This window comes from Flavobacterium chryseum (genome assembly GCF_004362015.1).
In the GTDB taxonomy this organism is placed as follows: domain Bacteria; phylum Bacteroidota; class Bacteroidia; order Flavobacteriales; family Flavobacteriaceae; genus Flavobacterium.
In genome coordinates, this window is sequence record NZ_SNWW01000005.1 from 277,593 (window position 1) to 300,712 (window position 23,120).

Here is a 23,120-nt window from a genome sequence, read left to right on the forward strand (position 1 = left end):
CCATTCATTTTAACCTCCGGCAAATGGAGGTAACAAAGCAACAACATCACTAGTTTGTAACTTTAAATCAGCTGCTTTTTGTACTATTTTTTGATTTACTGCAACGCTAAAAGACAGGGAGTCGAATTGGTATTTTTCTTCTAAATCCTGCAGCAAATCCTGCAATGAAATATCAGAAAAAGATACTTTTTCGAAATCACATTTTGTTTTTTCAGCGACAGCTCCAAAATATTTAACTTCAATCATTATTATAAATTTAAATTCTGAAAAATAAATTCATCATCAAAATGCTCCTGAAAATAAGAAGTTAGTTTTGAAGTATTTTTCACCACTTCACCAATCACAATAATTGCCGGCGAAGAGATTTTATTTTCTGATACTAATTTAGCAATAGAATTTATAGTTCCAACTACTTTCTGCTCTGTATTTTTTGTTCCGTTTTGAATAATGGCAATTGGCAAATCATCGGTACGGTTCTCTTTATAAATCGAAATTATTTCTTCTAATTTATGCATTCCCATCAAAATAACTACTGTCGCAGCTGATTTTGACGCTAAATGAATATCTTTTGATAATGCGTGATTTGATGTTGTTCCTGTTATAACCCAAAAACTTTCGGCAATTTGGCGTTGTGTCAAACTAATTCCCACCGAAGCCGGAACGCCTAAAGCTGATGAAATTCCGGGAACAATAGCAGTTTCTAAACCAAATTTTTCTACGTATTCTATTTCTTCACTTCCTCTTCCAAAAATAAAAGGATCACCGCCTTTTAAACGCACTACATGACCGTGACGATTGGCCATCGAAACAATCAATTCGTTAATTTGATCCTGCGTATAAGCGTGACAGCCTAAACGTTTGCCTACAAAATGAATTTCGGCATTGGTTGCGTACTGCAATAATTCTTCGTTTACCAAAGCATCATACAAAACTACATCTGCAGCTTCTAAGGCTTTTATTGCTTTTAGTGTGATCAATTCGGCATCACCTGGACCTGCGCCTACAATCGTTAATTTTGGTGTTTTTGAATTTCGCATAGCTTTTAACTTAAATTGATATTAAGGTCGTTTAATTCGTCTGCCGAATTAATATTGGTTAAATGAAAGTTTTCACTTTCTTCAATTGTGATGATTTGATGCGGAACATTCGCAATTAAATTCATCATTTTTAAATCGTCGTTATCAATTGCGCTTTTGATAACAGGCAATACTTTTTTAGAATAAATCCCGATCAACGGATGTAATCTGCTTTCTGAAGCAAAAACGGTAATCAGTGCTTCTTCATTATGTTTTGAAATTAATTCTGATAATAATTCGGTTGAAATTAACGGAATATCACAGCTTAGTATCAGATTAAACTCGGTTTCAGAATGTGATAATGCGGTGTAAATTCCACCTAAAGGACCTTTATCTAAAATAATATCGGGTATTTTTTCATAGTCTAAATAATCGTATTCTTTTGTATTTGTTATTAATGTAATGTTTTTTGTAATGGGCAAAATTGCCTGAATTATATGCTCAATAAATGGTTTTTCCTGAAACAGAACTAGTCCTTTTTCTGACTGCATTCTAGTGCTTTTTCCTCCACATAGAATAAATACGGTTAGTGTTTCCATGACTTTTTATTTTGTTTCAGATTTCAGGTTTGCCATTCTTTATTATTTTTTTTCACGCAGATTTTGCAGATTGATCAGATTTTAATCTAACTTCATCTGTGGCTTTTATTTCAACACATAGAGACATAGCTTTTTGGAACGTTAAAAGGCGTTTCACTTGCATCAATTCACATAGCTATGTGTGATAACTTGTTATCTTAATTATCTTTTTTACACACTATAAAATCTATGTTTCTATGTGTTTAAAAATGCTCATTTAAGGAAAAATCAATTTTATGCTTGCCATTAAAATCACAGTTCCTAAAACGAATTTTAATGTTTGATTAGAGAATTTTCCGCTTCCATAAAAGCCGCCTAAAACGCCACCTACAACTGCAATTGGCACTAAATAAAAACTTTCTGTCGGAATTGTTTTTCCTCCCAAAAAGAATCCTAACATTCCGGCAAATGAATTTACAAATATGAATAAACTCGAAACTGCTGCTGATTCTTTTACAGATGCCCATCCTAAAAACAATAAAATCGGACTTAATATAATTCCACCGCCAATGCCTAACATTCCTGACAGTAAACCGATTGCAAAACCTATTGCTAATGCAAATGGTAATTTTATTTCTACTGCTTCTTTTTCTTTAAAATTGAATATTCCGAACAATCTTAGTGCTGCAAAAACCAAAACTATTCCTAAAATAATTTTATAAATCGTATTGTCTAAAGTGACAAAACCACCAATAAATGCTGCAGGAACAGAAGCTATTGCAAACGGGTAAAAGAGCTTCGGTTTAAAATAATTCATTCGGTAATAAAAGAAAAACGATATACTCGAAACAAACAAATTCAACAACAAGGCCGAAGGTTTCATAACCGCCACCGGAAAAGCAAAAATGGTCATCAAAGCCAAATATCCTGATGCTCCGCCGTGCCCAACACTTGAGTACAAAAATGCAATCACAATTAAGGCAAAGCTGAATAAGAGAATATTTTCGGAATTCATTTTTTAAGGTTCAAAGGTTCAGAGTTACAAAGGTTCAAAGGCTTTCTACACTCTTTTTTCTATTTTCTAAAAATCTAACAATCTAAAATCTAAAATCTAACAATCTAAAATCTAAAATTTCTAATCAATCGGCAATAACATTACAAGCTGCTCTTGTTTGTATTCTTTTACATCATGAGGAATAATTAATAAACTGTTTGCAATGGCAAATGTATTGAGCATTGCAGAACTTTGTCCGTCTAAAATGGTAACATGCGTTTCATCGTACAAGGCTTTTAAAAACAATGTTTTCCCGGTTGTGTTTGTAACATCTGTATTCAATTTTCTAATCAATTTTGGAAGATGCGTTTCAGAAAAACCCGTTCTCTTTTTGATTGCCGGATATACATAAATGTAAAAATTAGTTAATGATGATGCCGGATTTCCGGGCAAAGCAAATACTAAGGTTTCATTTTTAGAGCCAAAAAACATTGGTTTTCCAGGTCTTTGATTGATTTTATAAAAATGTTCTTCCACTCCATTTTTCAACAACGCTTCTTTTACAAAATCATAATCTCCAACTGAAATTCCGCCGGAAATTAAAACAATATCATATTTTGGCAAGATACTTTTTAATGCTCTTTTAGTTGCTTTAAGATTATCTTTTACTTTATAAACTTTCGTTTTTTGAATTCCAATTGTTTGAAGCGCAGCTTGAAGCATTATAGAATTGCTTTCGTAAATTTTTCCTTTTGGCAATTTTTTTCCCGGTTTTACCAATTCGTTTCCGGTTACTAAAATCGCTATTTTAGGCTTTTTGTAAACGGCAATTTCCGTAATTCCCAAACAGGCTAAAAAACCAATTGCTGCGGGCGTAATTAAAGTATTGGCTTCAAAAACAACTTCATCTTTTGCAATTTGTTCTCCTTTAGCACGAACATTTGCCAATCGTTCCGGCATTTCAGCTATTAAAATCGAATTTTCATTCGCTAATACATCTTCCTGCATGACAACCGTATCTGCATTATTAGGAACAAAAGCGCCTGTAAAAATACGTACGGCTTCATTATTTTTCAATTTGATATTAGAATGATCTCCAGCCTGCGACGTAGCTACCACATCATATTGATGTTTTATACTGTGAATAAAGGCATAACCATCCATAGCAGATTGGCGAAAAGGCGGCATATGTATTGGCGAATACACTGTTTCGTCCAAAATATAACCTAATGCTTTTTGAACAGGAAGTTTTTGAATTGGCATTTTTGTGCTATTCTCTGCAATTATTGATAAGGCTTGTTCGACTTGAATCATGGCTGTTATTTTTATAAACCAGCAAAATACTTATTACAAATATAAGTATTTTTACTTAGTTTTAATCATTATTAATTTAAAATAGAAAAAGGATATAAATTTAGGCTTAATTCTTCTAATTCTTTCAGAAAAAATGATCAAATAGCTTTATTACTTATTTAAAATTAAATTGTCCAAAGGTTATTTTTTAAAATTCTATTTGGGAAATACAATTGCATTCAAAATCAATAAAGAAAAAAAAATGAGCATTCAAAAACAAAGAGAATCGTTTCGTAAATCTTGCTTTAAATGCTAAACTTATGTTTTCCAGACGTTTTTAATTCTGTTTCTAAGTTTTGCAATGCATTAAAACTAGAAAAATTAAGTATAAAATACTACATTTTAAAGCGTATCAAAAAAATATTTTTAACATTTATTTTATTTGAAAAATTACTCGTAAATAATTACAAATCAATATATTAAATAATTACTTTACCTCCTTTACAACTTCCCTATTTCCTTATTTTGAAAAAAAGTTAAACATTTTTTTGGATATTATTATATTAAAATTAACTTTGTCTATAGAATTAGTAGAGTTTATGAATAATATTTGAAACCAAAAAACTATATTTTGAAAACAACCGCAAGCATATCGTATAACATTCTTCTTAAAAAATACACTTATAACACTTTCTGTTATATGTGCTTCTGTTGTTAAAGCTTGCGATACTTTTTCGTTTATGATCGATTTTTTTACATCGAATCGAAATTAAAAACGAATATCATAATTCACCCAATAATTTATATTGAAAATTCCAAAAATCTATTTGATGCATTTATTTGTATCGAAAGGATTGTTGAAACTATACCTATAATTCCAAAAAAAAAAAAATAACCAATTAACTAAAAACTAAAATGAAAAAGATGCAAACTTGTTGCTGTAAATAAAAAAAGCCATTTCTGCGGCAACAGAAATGGCGAGGCTTAAAGAACATTTATCACTAAATCAAGGAAACAATTAGAGCGTTGAAAATTCAACACTCAGGGCGCCTTGTTAATTACTTAAACCAGTACAAAGAAATGAAAAAAAATTTAAAAACATACTCATTACTATTTCTCCTGCTCCTGACGGCGGGGATTAATGCCCAAAATACAACACCGCTTATACAGTCTAAACTTGATGGAACTGTTGTCGATGACATTACAAATCAACCCATTATCGGCGCTTCTGTAAATATTAAAGGAACAACACACGGCGTGGTAACAGATGCAGAAGGAAAATTTTATTTTCAGACGGGTCAAAAACTGCCTTATACCTTAATCGTAAGTTATATTGGATATAAGAAACTAGAAATAATTGTAGATAAAAATCCGGTTACAATTAGCTTAAAAGAGGAAAGACAAGAGCTGGACGAATTAGTTGTTGTTGGATACGGAACGCAAAAGAGAAAAGACATTACAGGTTCTGTCGCTTCTGTACCTAAAGCAAATTTATCTCAGGTAACTTCATCGGCAGATAACCTTTTAAGAGGAGCTGTTGCCGGAGTTGTAGTTACACAAAGTTCAGGTCGTCCGGGTGCTTCTTCAAGTGTACGTATTCGCGGCGGAAACTCAATAACTGCGGGTAATGAACCTTTATATGTTTTAGACGGAATTTTAATTTACAATGACAATAATAACGGTTCAGCAGGAGTATCTTTTGCCGGAGCAAGCATCAATGTATTGTCTACCATAAATCCTGCTGATATTGAATCTATTGAGGTTTTGAAAGATGCTTCTGCAACGGCAATTTATGGTTCTCGAGGATCAAATGGTGTTGTTATTATTACGACTAAAAAAGGAACAAAAGGCCATGACAATATTTCTTACCAGGGTTATTTTGGATTTCAGGATGTTTCAAAAAAACTTCACTTAATGAATGCCAGCCAATGGGCAAGTTTACGAAATAATGTTCAGGCAAGTATAGGTCAGGCGCCTTCTTTTACTGATGCACAAATTGAGGCTTTTAAAACTTCAGGCGGATATGACTGGCAGTCAGCTGCTTTTAGATCTGCTGCTCCGGTTCAAAATCATCAGTTGTCTTTTTCAGGTGGTGACGAAAGATCTCGTTACTCTGTTTCTGCAGGATATTTTGATCAGGAAGGAACTGTTATTGGATCTGATTTTAAAAGAATCTCACTTCGTATTAACTATGAAAAAAACTATTCTCAAAACTTTAAATTTGGTGTAAATGCTAATTATAGTAACTCAATCGCAAATGGTGTTGGAACGAATGGAAATGGCGGAAGAACTCCAAACCCGATCGTTAGTGCAGTATTAACAGCGCCCGTTGTTCCGATTAAAAATGCTGACGGAAGTTATAACGTAACCAATAATATCTACGCAACTTCTGTAAATGGTTTTGTTCCGAATCCGATTAACGATTTAGAAAACACGATCAACGAAACTAAAATCAACAGAATCCTAACGAGTTTATTTGGAGAATATAAAATCACTAAGAAATTAACTGCTAAAGTTGCGGTAAGCGGAGACGTAATCAACACGAAACAAAACTATTATGCGCCTGCCAATACAACAAACGGTGCGGGAACAAAAGGTTTAGCTTCTATTGGTGACCGATTAGTTAGTTCTGTTTTGAATGAAAACACGCTGAATTACAATACTACTTTCGGTGAAAATCATAAATTTTCAGCTTTAGGAGGTTATACACTTCAATATACACAAGGCGAAACGGTAACAGCAGGTGCAAACACTTTTGTAAACGATTCTAATACCTATAACGCTATTCAGGATGGGGTTGCGGTAAAACCGTATAGCGATGCCTTTGAAAGTGTTTTAAAGTCATGGCTTGCAAGAGTAAATTATTCTTACAGAGGGAAATATAATTTTACGCTTTCTGCACGTGCGGATGGTTCTTCAAGATTTGGTGCTGAATCGCTTTGGGGTTATTTCCCTTCAGCAGGTTTCTCCTGGAATATTACGGATGAAGAATTCGCTAACAATATTAAAGGTGTAACCGAAGCTAAACTTAGACTTACAACGGGGACAACAGGAAACCAAGAAATTGGAAATTATCTTTCGCTGGCCTCAATGGGTTCTGTAAATTATTCTTTTGGAGGTACATTATACACAGGATTAGCTCCTACCCGTTTGGCAAATCCGGATTTGAAATGGGAAAAAACAACGCAATATAATGTTGGTTTAGACTTATCTTTATTAGACAGAAAAGTGAATTTTGTTTTTGATGTTTATTACAAAAAAACAAACGATTTATTAATCAGCGTTCCTGTGCCGTTAACTTCAGGTTATGCAAGTGTACTTCAAAACATTGGAGGTGTGGAAAATAAAGGTCTTGAAATTGGTTTAACGACTGAAAACCTAAAAACAGAACATTTTTCATGGAACTCAAACATTGTGTTTTCTGCTAACAGAAACAAGGTAGTTTCTATCGGAAATGGAGTTGACCAGTTTTTTCCTGTAGTACCAAATGGTTCCTTATTACAGCAACAACCGGTAACGGTAAAAGTGGGTCTGCCTCTGGGAACTTTCTGGGGATATAAAACCAATGGAATTTTCCAGACTCAGGACGAAATCAATACACAGCCAAAAATAAACAGTTTAGCCAACACAAAAGTGGGTGACAGAAAATATGTTGACACTAATGGCGACGGCGCAATTACAGCGCTTGACAAAGGAAATCTTGGAACTTCTCAGCCAAAATTTGTGGCAAGTTTCAGCAACACGGTTTCGTATCGTGATTTTGATTTGAATTTCTCTTTTCAGGGATCTTATGGTGCAAAAATATTCAACGCTTTAAACCAGCAGTTAGAAATTTCTACACTTGGAACCAATGCTAATGTTACTTTAGAAGACCGCTGGACACCAGCAAACCCAAGCAATGAAGTTCCGAGAGCATCAAGTTCTCCGTTAGGAATTGTTTCTGAGCGTTATGTAGAAGATGCTTCTTTCGTAAGATTAAAATTAATCACGCTTGGTTATACATTACCAAAAAGTACTTCCAAAAAACTGGGAGCAACAAGCGTAAAATTTTATGTGTCTGCAGAAAATCTGGTAACATGGACAAAATACACCGGATATGATCCGGAGGTAAGTTCATACGAACAAAACAACTTATATCCGGGAATTGATTTTGGTTCTTATCCGAACTCAAGAACATTCATCTCGGGACTGAACGTAACTTTCTAAGTAAAAAAAATATAAAATGAAAAAGATTATTATACTATTCCTTTTAAGTGCCGGTCTATTTGTATCGTGCGCAGATTTAGAGGTAACACCAACCTCTTTTGTAACCGAAGATAATTACTTCCAAACCCAGGATGATGCCGTTGCGAGTGTAACTGCTGTTTATGCCTCATTAAGCCTTGATCCGGGAGAGCAGAGTTTATTTGGCAGAAACCTTTATTTCTTAACCGATATGGGTTCTGATTATGCAGCAGCGGGAGTTTCTGCAACAAATCCGCAGGTAAGGGCAATGAGCGCTTTAACGCATGATGCCACTAATGACCGCGTTCAGGTTGCGTGGAGACAAATTTATGCCGGAATTAACAGAGCCAATGTTGCTATCGATAATATCCCGAAAGTATCAGGTTCTGAAACTGTTAAAACCAGATTAATAAATGAAGCCAAATTCATAAGAGGATTGCTTTATTTTCAGGCAGTTCGTCTTTGGGGCGGCGTTCCAATTGTTTTGCACGAACCAACTTCTATTCAGTTAGAAAGTTTAAAATCAAGAAGAGCAACTGTTGATGAAGTATATACGCAAATTATTTCTGATTTAACAGCTGCAGAAAGCTTGCCAGCTACTTACACCGCAGCCGATGCCGGCCGTGCAACTTCCGGAGCTGCAAAAGCAATTTTAACAAAAGTATACTTGACAAGAAAAGATTGGCCCAATACGATTTTAAAAGCCAGAGAAGTAATAAACGGCGGTTACGGATATGCATTATTTGAAAACTTTCAGGACATATTTACCAAAACAAAAAAGAACGGAAAAGAACATATTTTCTCTGTTCAGTTTGAGCCAAATCAGGCCGGAAACGGATCTAGTGGAAATAATTTTCAAGCTACATCTTTTACCGGATTTACAGCTACAGAACCTGCAGATATTATTTCAGACGTAGCATTGTTTTATGACATTTATGCTCCCGGAGATACGAGAAGAGATGTGAGTTATGCTAAACAATTACTAAACCCAACAACTGGAACGCTTTATACGTTTCCGAAGCCAATCTTCAAAAAATATCTGGACTTAACCAATTTGGCAACTCCTGGAAATGTATCGATCAATTTTCCAATCATTCGTTATGCTGATATTTTATTGTCTTTAGCGGAAGCTATAAATGAACAAGGAGCGCCAACGTCTGAAGCTTACGAACTAATCAATCAGGTTAGAAGAAGAGCTTTTGGAAAACCCATTACAACTCCGGATGCCACTGTAGATTTAGTGGGATTAGACCAAACCGCTTTCAAAGCTGCTATTCAGGAAGAACGCAAAAAAGAATTTGTTCAGGAAGGTCAAAGATGGTTCGACCTGGTACGTTGGGGAACTTTAGTAACCGAAGTAAAAAAAGTAACCGCTAAAAATTCGGTTTCAGAAAAAAATAACCTTTATCCAATTCCGCAAAGCGAAAGAAATTTTGATCCGGTTGGATTACCACAAAATCTGGGTTATAATTAAAAGGCTTACATACAAATAAAATAAAATGATTAAAAAACTGTTCATTTTTGCCTTGTTGGTTGTTGCACAATTTCAGCTATTTGCTCAAAAAAAACAACCTAATATCATCGTCATTTTGGCTGATGATTTAGGTTTCTCAGATATTGGTGCTTTTGGCTCAGAAATTAAAACTCCAAACCTGAATAAGCTCGCTAAAAACGGGCTTATTCTAAACCAGTTTTACAATGCGGGGCGTTGCTGTCCTTCCCGTGCTTCATTATTAACGGGTTTGTATCCCCATCAGGCGGGTGTGGGAGACATGGTTCAGGACAAAGGATTTCCGGCTTACCAAGGATATTTAAACGAGCATTGCATCACAATTGGGCAAGCACTCAAACAAGCAGGATATAATACTATTGTTTCGGGAAAATGGCACGTTGGTTTAGTACCATCGGCATGGGCAGTTAATCGAGGGTTTGACGATTCTTTTACTTTACAAAATAATGGGAGCAGTTATTTTAATTCGGAACCTTTGTATAATGACGGAAGAAAAGTTACTTTTTTGAAAGGAGATAAAGAAATTATCCGCAAGGATACTTCTACCTATCTGACACAGGAGATCACCAATTTCGCCATTAATTCTTTAGAAAAACAACGAAATCAGCAACATCCTTTTTTCCTATATGTAGCTTATAATGCTCCGCATTGGCCCATTCAGGCATTGCCGGAAGATATTGCAAAATACAAAGGCAAATACAGAGAAGGCTGGGATAAATTGAGAGCAAGCCGTTTTAAAAAATTAAAAGGACAGGGAATTATTGATAAAAATTGGGCCTTATCAAATCGTTTTGAAAAAGTTCCGGATTGGGAAAAACTAAGCCCCGAAGAAAAAGACAAATGGGATACCCGAATGGCAATTTACGCCGCCATGATTGACCGAATGGATGCTGGAATTGGAGAAATCCTTCAAAAAGTCAAGTCTTTGGGAGAAGAAGATAATACCCTTATTCTTTTTCTTTCAGATAATGGCGGAAGTGCCGATGACGTAAAAAACTGGAATTATGTTACACAAAAAAATGGAATACCAGGTTCGGTTGCATCGATTGATAGTTACGAAAGTCCTTGGGGAAATGTGAGTAACACGCCTTTTCAATTATTCAAAAAGAACACCCACGAAGGCGGTATTGCTTCACCTTTTATTGCTTATTATCCAAAGCATATTAAGGCAGGTACAATAAGTAACCGGGTAAGTCATGTAATTGATATTTTTCCAACTTGTTTAGAATATGCCGGTTTTCAATATCCCAATTCTTTTCAAGGAAAAAGTCTGACACCGTTAGAAGGCATTAGCTTAAAAAAGGAATTTGAAGGACAACAATCTGATGTGCATGAAGCTTTGTTTTGGGAACATGAAGGCAGCAAAGCAGTACGAAAAGGCCAGTGGAAAGCAGTAGCCGAAAACAATCAGCCTTGGGAATTGTACAATCTTGCTACAGACAGAACTGAAACAAAAAATCTTGCAAAACCAGAACCAAAACTACTCCAAACGCTAATTGAATTACATCAGCAATGGTCAGCAAAAGTAGGTGTCGCAGATTGGAATAAAATAAAATAATACAGTTAACTAAAAACTATTTAAAATGAAAAAAATTAATAACCAAAGTACAATCAAAAGTCCTAAGACGGGACTTTTGATTACCGCATTACTGGTCGCACAATTCGGTTTTGCGCAAGAACAAGATCCTAATTTTAAAGGTGTTGTTGGAAAAACATTGGCTGATTCTAAAGAATATTGGCCAGAACCTGTAAAAGCACCAACGGGAGCGCCAAACATTGTCTGGATTTTATTAGATGATGTAGGATTTGGAGCTTCAAGCGCTTTTGGAGGTTTAATTCAAACACCAACTTTTGATGAACTGGCAAATAACGGTTTGCGTTATACCAATTTCCATACAACAGCAATTTGCGCGCCAACCCGAGCAGCTTTATTAACCGGAAGAAATTCAGGAAAAGTTCACGTAAGTGGATTTTCTCACACAGTATTATCAGCAGGTTTCCCGGGTTGGGATGGTAGAATTCCGGCAGATAAAGGAACAATTGCGGAGATTTTAAGAGATAAAGGATATAATACTTTTGCTGTTGGTAAATACGGATTGACTCCTGATGAAGAAGCTTCTGATGCTGGTCCGTTTGACAGATGGCCAACCGGAAAAGGTTTTGAACACTTTTTTGGTTTCTTAGGATCACAAACAGATCAATACAAACCTGATTTAGTAGAAGATAACACGCACGTAGTTCCTGACGGAAGACACTTAACAGATCAAATTACTGATAAAGCAATTGGTTATATCACGAAGCAGCATAAAGCGGCTCCTGACAAACCTTTCTTTTTATACTATGCGCCGGGAGCGGTTCACGCACCTCATCAGGTTGAAGAAAAATGGAGCGATCAATATAAAGGAAAATTTGACGAAGGCTGGGATGTTTACCGCGAGAAAGTGTTAGCCAATCAGAAAAAATTAGGTGTAATTCCAGCGAATGCAATTTTACCGGAACGTAACCCAATTATTGCCGACTGGAAAAAACTAACTCCGGACCAAAAGAAAGTTTATGCACGTTTTATGGAAGTTTACGCCGGATATCTTACTTACACAGATCATGAAATTGGAAGAGTTATCGATCATTTAAAAGCATCAGGTCAATTAGAAAACACATTGATTTTTGTTGCCATTGGCGATAACGGAGCCAGTAAAGAAGGTACTTTACAAGGAACAATTAATCAAAATCTTTTTGCCGGAGGCTTTTCTGATGAAAAAAACTTTCAGGATAACTTAAACAACATTGGAGAAATTGGAACTGCAAAAGGTTTAAATACGAACTTCCCTTTAGGTTGGGCGCAGGCAACAAATGCACCTTTCAAAAACTGGAAACAAGATGCGCATTCTGAAGGCGGAACCCGTAATCCGCTGATTGTTTTTTATCCAAAAGGAATCAAAGAAAAAGGCGGCATCAGAAATCAATACAGCCACGTAACAGATTTATTGCCAACTACATTGGATATCGCAGGACTTAAAGCTCCGGAGCAAATTCGTGAAATCAAGCAGGATAAAATACAAGGTTCTTCTTTCTATGCTTCTTTAAATGATGCAAAAGCGGAGTCGTTACACAAAGTACAATACTATTACATTTTCGGAAACAGAGCTATTTATAAAGATGGATGGAAAGCGGCAGCAGCACATCTTCCGGATTCTTTCACCTTAAAAAAATCAATAGGTACAAGTGAAACTCCTGTAAAAAGTAATTTTGATACTGATGTTTGGGAATTATACAATTTGAATGAAGATTTTAATGAGCGTGTAAATCTGGCTAAAAAATATCCGGAAAAACTGGCCGAACTTCAAAAATTGTTTGATGAACAAGCCAAAGAAAATAACGTTTATCCGTTAATCGACTGGCAAGATGTTTTCAGCAGAAGAATTCATAATAACGGAACTGATAAAAGTAAAAATCTTCAGGAATTAATTCGTCAGGCCAATAAACCTGCCGGAAGCACTAATTAATACTGTAACCAACTAACCTGCAAAGTCATGAAAACCTTGCAGGAAAATAAAATTGTAACAAATTTGTGAAAATTCATAAATAATATTCTACTAAATCTATAGAATTAATTATATTAAATTTTTACATTTACAATTCCAATCAATTTATTGATTTTCAGTACAACTATAAAATAAAACACTTTAGTAATAATATAAAAAGAAAAATTATGAAACGAGTAGACTATGAAATTATCGGAAAAAAAATTGTCGTTGGGGCAATTGTATTTTTAGTACCACTGGTTATTCTGGCCGGAGGTTTAGCATTAGTTAATCAATTTTTAAAATAAGAAACCATGGCAATAGTTCAAAAAGAAAAACTAATAAAAGACTTAAGTATCAGTCTTTTAATATACAGCTTGCCTGTAGTGGCAATTTTCCTTTATTTCAAATTCACGAATGATCTTGTGAGCGAATCGCATATTACATTACCCGCGTTTTTAGAATTTGCACAACCCGCTTTTCAACACATCAGAACTTGGGGATTAATCGTTTTCATGCTGGTTTTGGGAGCAATCGAATTTGCCGCAGGTTTATACGATGACGAATGGACGGGCGAAGAACGAAAAATTGATATCGTTTGTTTCTTGGCGCCAAAATTGCTTTTACCGCCCGTAATTGCTTTTTTCAGCTTAACCGCTTTGCCTTATTTGATTCCGAATTTGGCTAATTCACTTTCGTGGGTTCCGTTTTGGGGAGGATTTTTCCTGATCGCAATTGCCGATGATTTAACGCAATATTGGTACCACCGCTTGCACCATCAGGTTCCGTTTTTATGGCGTTTTCACAGAACTCACCATTCAGCTCCATATATGGGAATGGCAATGGCTTCAAGACAAAACTTTATTTACACGGTTTTCTTTTCTCAAATTTACTTAACTGCAACTTTAACTTATTTAGGCTTAGGTATTCCGGCATTGTTCGTTTTGGTTATCAAAAGTTTTATCACTTTAGGAGCACATTCAAGTATTGCCTGGGACAAACCGTTTTATAAATACAAAGTTTTACACCCAATTGCATGGGTTTTAGAACGTTTAATTTCAACTCCGGCAACGCACCACGCACATCACGCAGATACAAGCGGAGATGGTGTCGGACACTTTAAAGGCAACTTCGGAAACATGTTTTTCATCTGGGATGTAATCTTCGGAACGGGTTTAATTACACGTAAATTCCCGGAATCTTACGGAATGAAATCATACAAACAAGAAGAATGGTATGCACAGTTTTTATGGCCAATATTCAAATCTAAAAAAGAAGGAAGTGCATTGGCTGCAGGCGTTTTATCAGTTCCTTTGAAACCAAAAGCAGAAACTGTTGTTGCCGCAAATCCAGTTTATTACGAAGAACCGGCGCAGGTATAAAATCAGAAGAAATAAATCAAATAAGAATTGGCAGTGTGTTCAAAATTAATCCTGAATACACTGCCAAACTTATGCAAAAACCAAAAATTATGAAAAATAAAATACGTAAAAACAGTATTACAACATTCATTTTACTTTTTACCATTGTGGGATTTTCACAAGGAAACAGTGCAAATATTTTGTTGGATGCTTTTTATTCGAAAATTAAAAGTCAAAAAAATCCACAGATAATTGACGCCAGAGGTCCAGACGAATTTGCTTTAAATCATATTGAAGGCGCTGTAAATTTCAATCTAAAATCTGAAGATTATGAAAAACATGTTGCGGCATTAAATCCGTCGCAGCCCGTATTTATTTATTCAATTGCTGCCTACAGAAGCGGACTTTTATCAACTGATTTAGCTAAAAGAAATTTCTCTGAAGTTTATATTTTAGAAGGTGGAATCGCAAGCTGGATTGGAGGTGGAAAACCTTTTTATACCAATTTAAAAAGCAAATTAACAATCGCTGATTACAAAAAAATAATTGCCGATAATAAATACGTTTTAGTAGACATTGGTTCTAAATATTGTGCAACTTGTAAAACTGTAAAACCTATTTTAGAAGATATAAGATCTCAATATGGAGAAAAACTAAAAATCATTCAAATTGAATTGGAAGAAAGCCCGCAAGTTATAGCCGATTTAAAAACGGTAAAGGTCTTCCCTACTTTGATCTTGTATGAAAATGGAAAAATTGTTTTCAAAAAAGATGGCTTAGGCGATTTGAAGAATGATGTTGATTTAGCTTTGGCGCATAATTAATATTTCCTTTTGACACAGATTTGTACAAAATGCGTATCGTTTGTCATTTCCTAACAGGTTTTTAAAAACCTGTTAGGTATCTAGGTTCAAAGAAAATTTTATAAACTCTTTCAGATAACTATTAAAGTAATACCTAACAGGTTAAAGATCTTTAGGAAACAAAACCAACTATCAAAATGCCAACCAAAACAAAACAATTTACCATTCACGAAGACTGGACAGTCGTGATTTAGGATTTATAATAATTGGAATTTCTCTTTTTATTTACCTTCCGGAAGTTCCCGTTTTTAAATGGTCTAACGGAACAGAATTATTTAACGATGTTTTTGAACTTGGAAATTTACAAATCCTTCTTATTCAATTTTTATATCTCATTTCAATAGGAACGTTAGGTGCTTTTTTAATTGGAAAATCGGTTAAAAATTTCCTAATCGTTTTTCCAATAGTGTACATCTTAACCGTAATTGCATTGATAATCGCAGGAAATACAGCAGTAAAAGCGATTAATTTAGAAGCGGTAATTTTTAGTCTTATTATTGGTTTGGCAATCGGTAATTTTTTTAAACTTCCGGAATGGTTTAAAGCGGCACTTTCGACAGAAGTTTTTGTAAAAATCGGATTGGTTTTATTGGGAACAAGTGTCATTTTCTCTGATATTTTAAAAGCAGGTTCTTTAGGATTAATTCAGGCTTTGATCGTCGTTTTATCGGTTTGGTATTTTGCTTTTTGGCTTTGCCGAAAATTAAAAGTCGATGACGAATTAACCATGATAATTTCGAGTGCGGTTTCTATTTGTGGTGTTTCTGCAGCGATTGCAACTTCGGGCGCGATAAAAGGCGATTCAAAAAAACTGTCTTATGTGATTTCGATTGTTTTGGTAACGGCAATTCCGATGATGATTTTTATGCCGATGATTGCTAAATACTTCCACTTTCCCGAAGAAGTAACGGGAGCCTGGCTTGGCGGAAGTATTGATACCTCCGGAGCTGTTGTTGCGTCTGGAACTTTGGTTGGAGAAACTGCTTTGAAAATCAGCACCATTGTAAAGTTCTCACAGAATGTTTTATTAGGTTTGGCTGCTTTTGCAATCTCTGTTTATTGGACATACACGCATAATAAATCTGATGAAGTTGTAGCATCAAAACCAACATTAAGTGTTATTTGGGAACGTTTTCCAAAATTTGTAATTGGTTTTATTCTCGCTTCTTTAGTTTTTTCTTTCCTGCTTACTGCTGAAGTTCGGGATAGCGTAAAAGACAGTTTAAAAAACCTTCAGGGAATTTGGTTTTCATTAGCTTTTACAAGTATTGGTTTAGAAACTAATTTTAAAGATTTACTTCAAAATAATAGCAGAAAACCTTTGTACGCTTTTTTAATTGCACAATTATTTAATGTAATTGTGACTTTGTTTGTTGCATTTTTAATTTTTTAAGTAATTTTATCTAACTGTGAAGTTTGACGCAAACCAAACCCAACAGGTTTTTAAACCTTTCGTCAACAGAGACCTAACCAATTTACATTTCGTCGCTCTGTAGATGTGATTTCTCCTGCTTATTATTTTGAATGGGCAGACCAAACGGGAGTTGTAGAATACAGTAAGTTCAAATTAAAACCATAGGTAATGAGGGGGGCGTAGAACTAAAAAAATAAAGTATTATCAAATGTTTATTTAACACATAGAAAACAATTATAAAACGAAGTTCCATTAAAAAAATACCAAAAAATATCAAACATGAAATACCAAAACATTTTAGAAACAATAGGAAACACGCCTCATATTAGATTGAACAAACTTTTTAAATCGCACGAAGTTTGGATTAAACTCGAAAAATCAAATCCGGGATCAAGCATCAAAGACCGAATTGCATTGGCGATGATTGAAGATGCCGAGAAAAAAGGGCTTTTAAATCCCGATTCGATTATTATTGAACCAACATCTGGAAATACCGGAATTGGACTTTCGTTAGTTGCTGCAGTAAAAGGCTATAAAGTGATTATCGTGATGCCGGAATCGATGAGTGTAGAACGCAGAAAAATCATAGAAGCTTATGGTGCTGAATATGTTTTGACTCCGAGAGAAAAAGGAACTTCGGGCGCGGTTGAAAAGGCGAAAGAATTAGCTTCAACAATTAAAAATTCTTTTCTGCCTTCTCAATTTACAAATCCTTCAAATGTTGAAGTTCACGAAAGAACAACTGCTCAGGAAATTCTGGCCGATTTTCCGGACGGAATTGATTATCTAATTACTGGTGTTGGAACGGGCGGACATATTACCGGAGTTTCTAAAATTTTAAAACAACATTTCCCTAATCTAAAAACTATTGCGGTCGAACCTGCGTTGTCGCCTGTTTTAAGTGGCGGAATCGCGGCTCCACATCCTTTACAGGGAATTGGCGCAGGATTTATTCCGGAAGTTTTTAATAGAGATTATGTTGATGAAATTATCACAGTGGAGAAAAATGACGCTTTTAATTTTGCGAAAAAATTAACGCAGGAAGAAGGCATTTTTGGCGGAGTTTCAACTGGAGCTGCGCTTGCCGGTGTCGCTAAAAGCCTGAAAAATATTCCGGAAGGATCTGTAATTCTAACTTTCAATTACGATACAGGAGAACGCTATCTTTCTGTTGAAGAATTATTTGGATTCTTTTCATAACCTTGAATTTTTAATCAAACCAGAAAATGTCATGTTTATAATCTCAAAGAAATAGTTACTTTTTTGATATTTTAAGTAATTATAACCAAAAGGCGATTGTTTAATTACAATCGCCTTTTGGTTATAATAAAGATAAGTAAAATTAATCTCTAAAGTCGTACAATGACTTTTCGATAATTTCAAGACATTCCTGAATTTGTTCTTCTGTCATTACTAATGGCGGCGCTAATCTAATTTTATTACCGTGCGTTGGTTTTGCTAATAATCCGTTGTCTCTGAATCTTAGGCAAATTTCCCAGGCTAAGTCTGAATCTTCACCACAATTAATGACAATTGCATTCAGTAAACCTTTACCACGAACTAGCGTAATTAAGTTGTTGCGTTCTGCAATTTCGTTTAGACCTTTTCTTAAAATGATTCCTAAACGCTCTGCATTTTCAGCTAATTTCTCGTCTTTTACCACTTCAAGCGCTGCGATTGCAACGGCTGCAGCAACAGGATTTCCACCAAAAGTAGATCCGTGTTGACCCGGTTTAATCACATTCATGATTTCGTTATTCGCTAAAACTGCCGAAACCGGATAAACGCCACCAGAAATTGCTTTTCCTAAAATTAAAATATCAGGCTGAACATTTTCATGATGAACCGCCAATAATTTTCCTGTACGCGCAATTCCGGTTTGTACTTCATCTGCAATAAACAACACATTATGTTTTTCGCAAAGTGCTTTTGCTTTTGCCAAATATCCTTCTGACGGAACATAAACTCCGGCTTCACCCTGAATTGGTTCTACCAGAAATCCGGCTATATTTTTTGATGATTCTAAAACTCTTTCAAGAGCTTCAAGATTATCGTATTCAATTTTTATAAATCCTTCTGTGTACGGTCCGAAGTTTTTACGCGCTCCTTCATCATTTGAAAAAGAAATAATGGTAGTTGTTCTTCCATGAAAATTATTCTCGCAAACAATAATCTGTGCCAGGTTTTTATGAATTCCTTTTACTTCATACGCCCATTTTCTACAAAGTTTCAAAGCCGTTTCAACAGCTTCTGCACCAGTATTCATTGGCAATACTTTATCAAAACCAAAATAATTGGCTACATATTCTTCGTAATTCCCTAATTTATCATTGTAAAAAGCTCTCGAAGTCAAAGTCAGTTTTTGAGCCTGATCAACCATTGCCTGTACAATTTTAGGATGGCAATGTCCTTGATTTACTGCAGAATAAGCAGATAAAAAATCATAATATTTTTTTCCGTCAACATCCCAGACATACACACCTTCTCCTCTTTCCAGTACGACCGGAAGCGGATGGTAATTATGAGCTCCGTATTTATTCTCTTTTTCGATCAAAACTTCTGATTTTGACGAAAGTATTTCTTGTGTATGTGCCATGATATTTCCTTTATGAACACAAAAATATAAAAATTATTTATTTACAGGCAATAAATTAATATTTTTAACTCTAAAACAGACTAATAAAATCAAATTGCTTATTTTTAAACAAATAAAAGTCATTTTTATATCCGAAGAAAAACATCAAATCAGACTTATTTTTATCTTTACATAAATTAAAAAAGATCGCATGGATATTTTAGATGAATTTGACGTAAAAATTATCAAAGAATTAGAGAAAGACGGAAGGGTTGCTTACTCAACAATCGCTACTAATTTAAAAATATCAAATACAATGGTGCACCAACGTATTAATCGCCTGTTTGAACAAGGTATAATAACGGGTATTAAACCTATTTTAGACGAAAAACAAATTGGTTACGATTGGGCTTCTTTTACAGGAATTACATTGAATAAAGATTCTGATTCAGAAGGTGTTATTGAAGCTTTAAAACAAATACCAGAAGTAACAGAATGTTATTTTGTTACAGGATCATATACACTTTACCTGAAAATAACGGCAAAAAACCACGAACACATGCGTAAAATATTATACGAGCAAATTGATAATATTCCCGGAATTGCCAAGACAGATTCGATGATAGAATTGGGATGTGCTTTTAAAAGAAACATATCTTTATAAGGTAAAAACCTGATCAGTTAATTTCCTGATAATAAACCTCAAAAGAAAATTCTTCTGAGGTTTTTTTGTACCATAATATTTCTGATATTTGTTAAAAATTGTAAAACAATGAAAAATTCAGCCCTTATTATTTTTGCTACCATACTGTTTTCTAACACTATAAGCGCACAATTAAAACCTGTAAAATACGCTGACGGCACTCAGGTATTAAATGGTTTGTCTATAATAGCTGCTAAAAAAAGCAGTCAAAATCCGGGAATATTACTTTTACCGGCCTGGTTGGGAATTGACAATGCGTCTAAACAAATTGCCGAAAACTTATCAAAACTGGGTTATACTGTTTTTATCGCTGATATTTATGGCGAAGGAAACTATCCGAAAAACACAACTGAGGCTGGAAAACTGTCTGGTTATTACAAGACAAATGTTGCTGATTATCATAAAAGAATCAATTTGGCTTTGCAGGAATTAATCAAATCCGGCGCAAATGCAGATAATATTGTAGCAATTGGATATTGTTTTGGAGGAACGGGAGTTCTGGAAGCTGCACGCGCGCATTTGAATGTAAAAGGAGTGGCTTCTTTTCACGGTGGTTTAGGTAAAGATGCCGCAAGAGCCGTTGAACCTATTACTGCCAAAGTTTTAGTTTGTCATGGTGCAGATGATCCGTATGAATCTAAAGAGGAAATCACTGCTTTTCAACAAGAAATGCGTGACTCAAAAGCCGATTGGCAAATGATTTATTATGCAAATGCTGTTCACTCTTTTACAAATCCTGAAGCCGGAAATGACAATTCTAAAGGAGCAGCATATAATCCGGTTGCGGCAAAAAGATCTTTTGATCATTTACTGCTATTCCTGAATGAAGTTCTAAAAAAATAATACTGGCGCGATGGCACGCAGGTGACACGGATTTTTAATATCAATGAATTCGTGAAAATTTGTGAAATTCGTGGCAAAAAAACATATAACAACCAAAACCAAATCAAAACCAACCAAATAATCAATGTCACATAGTCCAATTAGAAAAGATAAAACGTGTTTAAATTGCAGGCACGTTGTAGAACAGAAGTTTTGTCCAAATTGCGGGCAGGAAAACACAGATTCGAGAAAAACATTTCATCATTTATTTATTCATTTTTTTGAAGATTTAACGCATTACGAAAATGCATTCTGGAAAACAATCCGCAACCTGCTTTTTAAACCTGCAACGCTAACAAAAGAATATCTTTCCGGAAAAAGATTATCCTACCTTGCTCCTGTTCGTCTTTATATTTTTATCAGTTTTATTACTTTTTTAATGATCGCTTTGTTTCCCAGTAAAGTAGCTGAAAATCTTGACAAAAGTGGAAAAGGAGTTTCAACAAAACTCGAGAAAAATTCTAAAGTAAATGTCAAGACTTTTAATGGCAACAGACATTTTGAACTGAAACCAATGAAAGAGATCGACTCTATTCAGAAATATGGTACCGAAAAAGAAAAACTTTCTGAATTTGAATACTGGTCTTATGAAAAGGTTATACATGTTACTGAACACAATACTATAAAGGAAATTATCATAAAATTCGTTGATTCTTTTACTCATAATATTCCTAAAATCCTTTTTATCATAATGCCGCTTTTCGCCTTTTTTTTATGGCTTTTTCATGATAAAAAGAAATGGTATTACTTTGATCATGGTATTTTTACGCTCCATTATTTTTCATTTTTACTTTTGATATTTCTTATCTTATTTATTATCAATAAAGTAATTGGATTATTTGGAGAAAACAGTCCAATAGCTTTCATTTCTGACATTACAAATTTTATTGGAATAATCTGGATGTGCTACTATTTTTATCCTGCGCATCATCGTTTTTACGGAGAATCAAGGTTTGTTTCATTTGTTAAAAGTGTGCTGTTATTCTGGATAAACTCCTTTTTTATTCTATTTTTACTTACTATTTATGTATTTTACATATTCATTAATTTACACTAAACATAAAAAATGAAAAAAACCTTATTTCTATTATTAATTGCCTCTGCGTTTTCTTGTAAAAATGCGCAGTCGGTTGTATCTAAAGACAATTCAGATCCAACCAAATATGTTAATGCCATTACCGAAAAAGATTTAAAAACAATGTTATATATTGTTGCTTCTGATGAAATGGAAGGTCGCGAAACTGGCTCAAAAGGACAGAAAAAAGCGGGTCTTTATATGATCGAGCAATACAAAAAAAACAATATTTCGTTTCCTAAAGGTGCAAAAGATTATTATCAAACTGTTCCTGCAGCCTTTTTGAATGCAAAGCGAAATGAAAACTTACCGGATTCTGAAAACATCTGGGCCTACATTGAAGGTTCTGAAAAACCGGATGAAGTTCTTGTTATTTCAGCGCATTACGATCACGTTGGAATTAAAAATGGAGAGATTTACAACGGAGCTGATGATGATGGTTCTGGCACAGTGGCTGTTATGGAAATTGCAAAAGCATTTGCAAAAGCTAAAAAAGACGGACACGGACCAAAACGTTCTATTTTATTCCTTCATGTTACTGGTGAAGAGCACGGTTTACACGGTTCTCGTTATTATTCTGAAAATCCGTTATTTCCTATTGCAAACACGATTACTGATATCAACATCGATATGATTGGCCGTCGTGATGTAGAGCATGCAAAAACAAACAATTATGTATACGTAATTGGTGCTGACAGATTATCTTCAGATTTACATAATGTTGTTGTTGCTCAAAACGAAAAATACACCAAATTAGATTTAGATTTTAAATTTAATGATCCTAAAGATCCTAACCATTTCTACGAGCGTTCTGATCATTATAACTTCGCAAAACATGGAATTCCTGCAGTTTTTCTTTTTAACGGAGTTCACGAAGATTACCACGGAAAAGGCGACGAACCTCAAAAAATCGAATACGATGCTTTAACTAAAAGAGCACAACTTGCTTTTGTTATCGCCTGGGATTTAGCCAATAGAGAGAATAGACCGGTAGTTGATAAAAAATAAGGTTATTTTTAGGTACAAAGGCTCAAAGCTGCAAAGGTTCAGAGGTTTTTAAAAGTGCTTAAATTCTAAGTTTCTACGATAAAACAAAAAAGGATGAGTTTAA

At 34.6% G+C, this 23,120-nt stretch carries 18 protein-coding genes; 12 read left to right on the forward strand and 6 right to left on the reverse strand.

What is annotated here, in order from left to right; all coding sequences use genetic code 11:
- Window positions 1-9 precede the first annotated feature (9 nt).
- The 5 genes from EV143_RS11880 to EV143_RS11900 all read right to left on the reverse strand — a co-directional run bounded on the left by EV143_RS11880 (window position 10) and on the right by EV143_RS11900 (window position 3,902).
- Window positions 10-246 carry a MoaD/ThiS family protein gene (locus EV143_RS11880; protein WP_133508152.1) on the reverse strand — a complete coding sequence of 79 codons (237 nt, stop codon included), beginning with the start codon at window positions 244-246 and terminating at the stop codon, window positions 10-12.
- Window positions 247-248: 2 nt separating this feature from the next.
- Entirely contained in the window at window positions 249-1,037 is a 789-nt protein-coding gene (cobA, locus tag EV143_RS11885) for a uroporphyrinogen-III C-methyltransferase (RefSeq protein WP_133508153.1), read from the reverse strand.
- Between the two features lie 5 nt (window positions 1,038-1,042).
- On the reverse strand, window positions 1,043-1,615 hold the full coding sequence (locus EV143_RS11890) for a molybdenum cofactor guanylyltransferase (RefSeq protein ID WP_133508154.1): 573 nt from the start codon (window positions 1,613-1,615) through the stop codon (window positions 1,043-1,045).
- Window positions 1,616-1,871: 256 nt separating this feature from the next.
- The gene (locus EV143_RS11895) at window positions 1,872-2,609 is read right to left on the reverse strand and encodes a sulfite exporter TauE/SafE family protein (protein ID WP_133508155.1); all 738 of its coding nucleotides are present in this window, start codon (window positions 2,607-2,609) and stop codon (window positions 1,872-1,874) included.
- A gap of 120 nt (window positions 2,610-2,729) precedes the next feature.
- Window positions 2,730-3,902, reverse strand: a complete 1,173-nt coding sequence (locus tag EV143_RS11900; protein WP_133508156.1) for a molybdopterin molybdotransferase MoeA — start codon at window positions 3,900-3,902, stop codon at window positions 2,730-2,732.
- Between the two features lie 1,059 nt (window positions 3,903-4,961).
- Between EV143_RS11900 and EV143_RS11905 the strand changes: the two genes are divergently transcribed.
- From EV143_RS11905 to cysK, 8 genes are all read left to right on the forward strand, one after another.
- Window positions 4,962-8,087, forward strand: a complete 3,126-nt coding sequence (locus EV143_RS11905) for a SusC/RagA family TonB-linked outer membrane protein (protein WP_133508157.1) — start codon at window positions 4,962-4,964, stop codon at window positions 8,085-8,087.
- A gap of 16 nt (window positions 8,088-8,103) precedes the next feature.
- The gene (locus EV143_RS11910) at window positions 8,104-9,579 is read left to right on the forward strand and encodes a RagB/SusD family nutrient uptake outer membrane protein (RefSeq protein WP_133508158.1); all 1,476 of its coding nucleotides are present in this window, start codon (window positions 8,104-8,106) and stop codon (window positions 9,577-9,579) included.
- A 25-nt stretch (window positions 9,580-9,604) separates the two neighbouring features.
- Entirely contained in the window at window positions 9,605-11,173 is a 1,569-nt protein-coding gene (locus EV143_RS11915) for an arylsulfatase (protein ID WP_133508159.1), read from the forward strand.
- A gap of 25 nt (window positions 11,174-11,198) precedes the next feature.
- Complete coding sequence (locus tag EV143_RS11920; RefSeq protein ID WP_133508160.1) at window positions 11,199-13,118, forward strand: arylsulfatase; 1,920 nt, start codon at window positions 11,199-11,201, stop codon at window positions 13,116-13,118.
- Window positions 13,119-13,450: 332 nt separating this feature from the next.
- Window positions 13,451-14,518 carry a sterol desaturase family protein gene (locus tag EV143_RS11925; RefSeq protein ID WP_133508161.1) on the forward strand — a complete coding sequence of 356 codons (1,068 nt, stop codon included), beginning with the start codon at window positions 13,451-13,453 and terminating at the stop codon, window positions 14,516-14,518.
- Window positions 14,519-14,607: 89 nt separating this feature from the next.
- On the forward strand, window positions 14,608-15,321 hold the full coding sequence (locus EV143_RS11930) for a thioredoxin domain-containing protein (RefSeq protein ID WP_133508162.1): 714 nt from the start codon (window positions 14,608-14,610) through the stop codon (window positions 15,319-15,321).
- Between the two features lie 445 nt (window positions 15,322-15,766).
- Window positions 15,767-16,753, forward strand: a complete 987-nt coding sequence (locus tag EV143_RS11935) for a YeiH family protein (RefSeq protein WP_243739851.1) — start codon at window positions 15,767-15,769, stop codon at window positions 16,751-16,753.
- 300 nt (window positions 16,754-17,053) lie between these two features.
- Entirely contained in the window at window positions 17,054-17,974 is a 921-nt protein-coding gene (gene cysK, locus EV143_RS11940) for a cysteine synthase A (RefSeq protein ID WP_133508163.1), read from the forward strand.
- A gap of 142 nt (window positions 17,975-18,116) precedes the next feature.
- On the opposite strand, the gene rocD is transcribed toward cysK, so the two are convergent.
- Window positions 18,117-19,370, reverse strand: coding sequence for an ornithine--oxo-acid transaminase (rocD, locus tag EV143_RS11945; RefSeq protein WP_133508164.1), 1,254 nt, complete (start codon window positions 19,368-19,370; stop codon window positions 18,117-18,119).
- A 190-nt stretch (window positions 19,371-19,560) separates the two neighbouring features.
- Here rocD and EV143_RS11950 point away from each other — a divergent pair, with 190 nt between their 5' ends.
- From EV143_RS11950 to EV143_RS11965, 4 genes are all read left to right on the forward strand, one after another.
- A complete protein-coding gene (locus EV143_RS11950; RefSeq protein ID WP_133508165.1) occupies window positions 19,561-20,013 on the forward strand; it encodes an Lrp/AsnC family transcriptional regulator in 453 nt (150 codons plus the stop codon).
- Window positions 20,014-20,121: 108 nt separating this feature from the next.
- On the forward strand, window positions 20,122-20,895 hold the full coding sequence (locus EV143_RS11955) for a dienelactone hydrolase family protein (protein WP_133508166.1): 774 nt from the start codon (window positions 20,122-20,124) through the stop codon (window positions 20,893-20,895).
- Window positions 20,896-21,019: 124 nt separating this feature from the next.
- Window positions 21,020-21,991: a DUF3667 domain-containing protein gene (locus tag EV143_RS11960; protein WP_133508167.1), complete on the forward strand. Its 972-nt coding sequence runs from the start codon at window positions 21,020-21,022 to the stop codon at window positions 21,989-21,991.
- A gap of 9 nt (window positions 21,992-22,000) precedes the next feature.
- Window positions 22,001-23,017, forward strand: a complete 1,017-nt coding sequence (locus tag EV143_RS11965) for a M28 family peptidase (RefSeq protein WP_133508168.1) — start codon at window positions 22,001-22,003, stop codon at window positions 23,015-23,017.
- Window positions 23,018-23,120 lie beyond the last annotated feature (103 nt).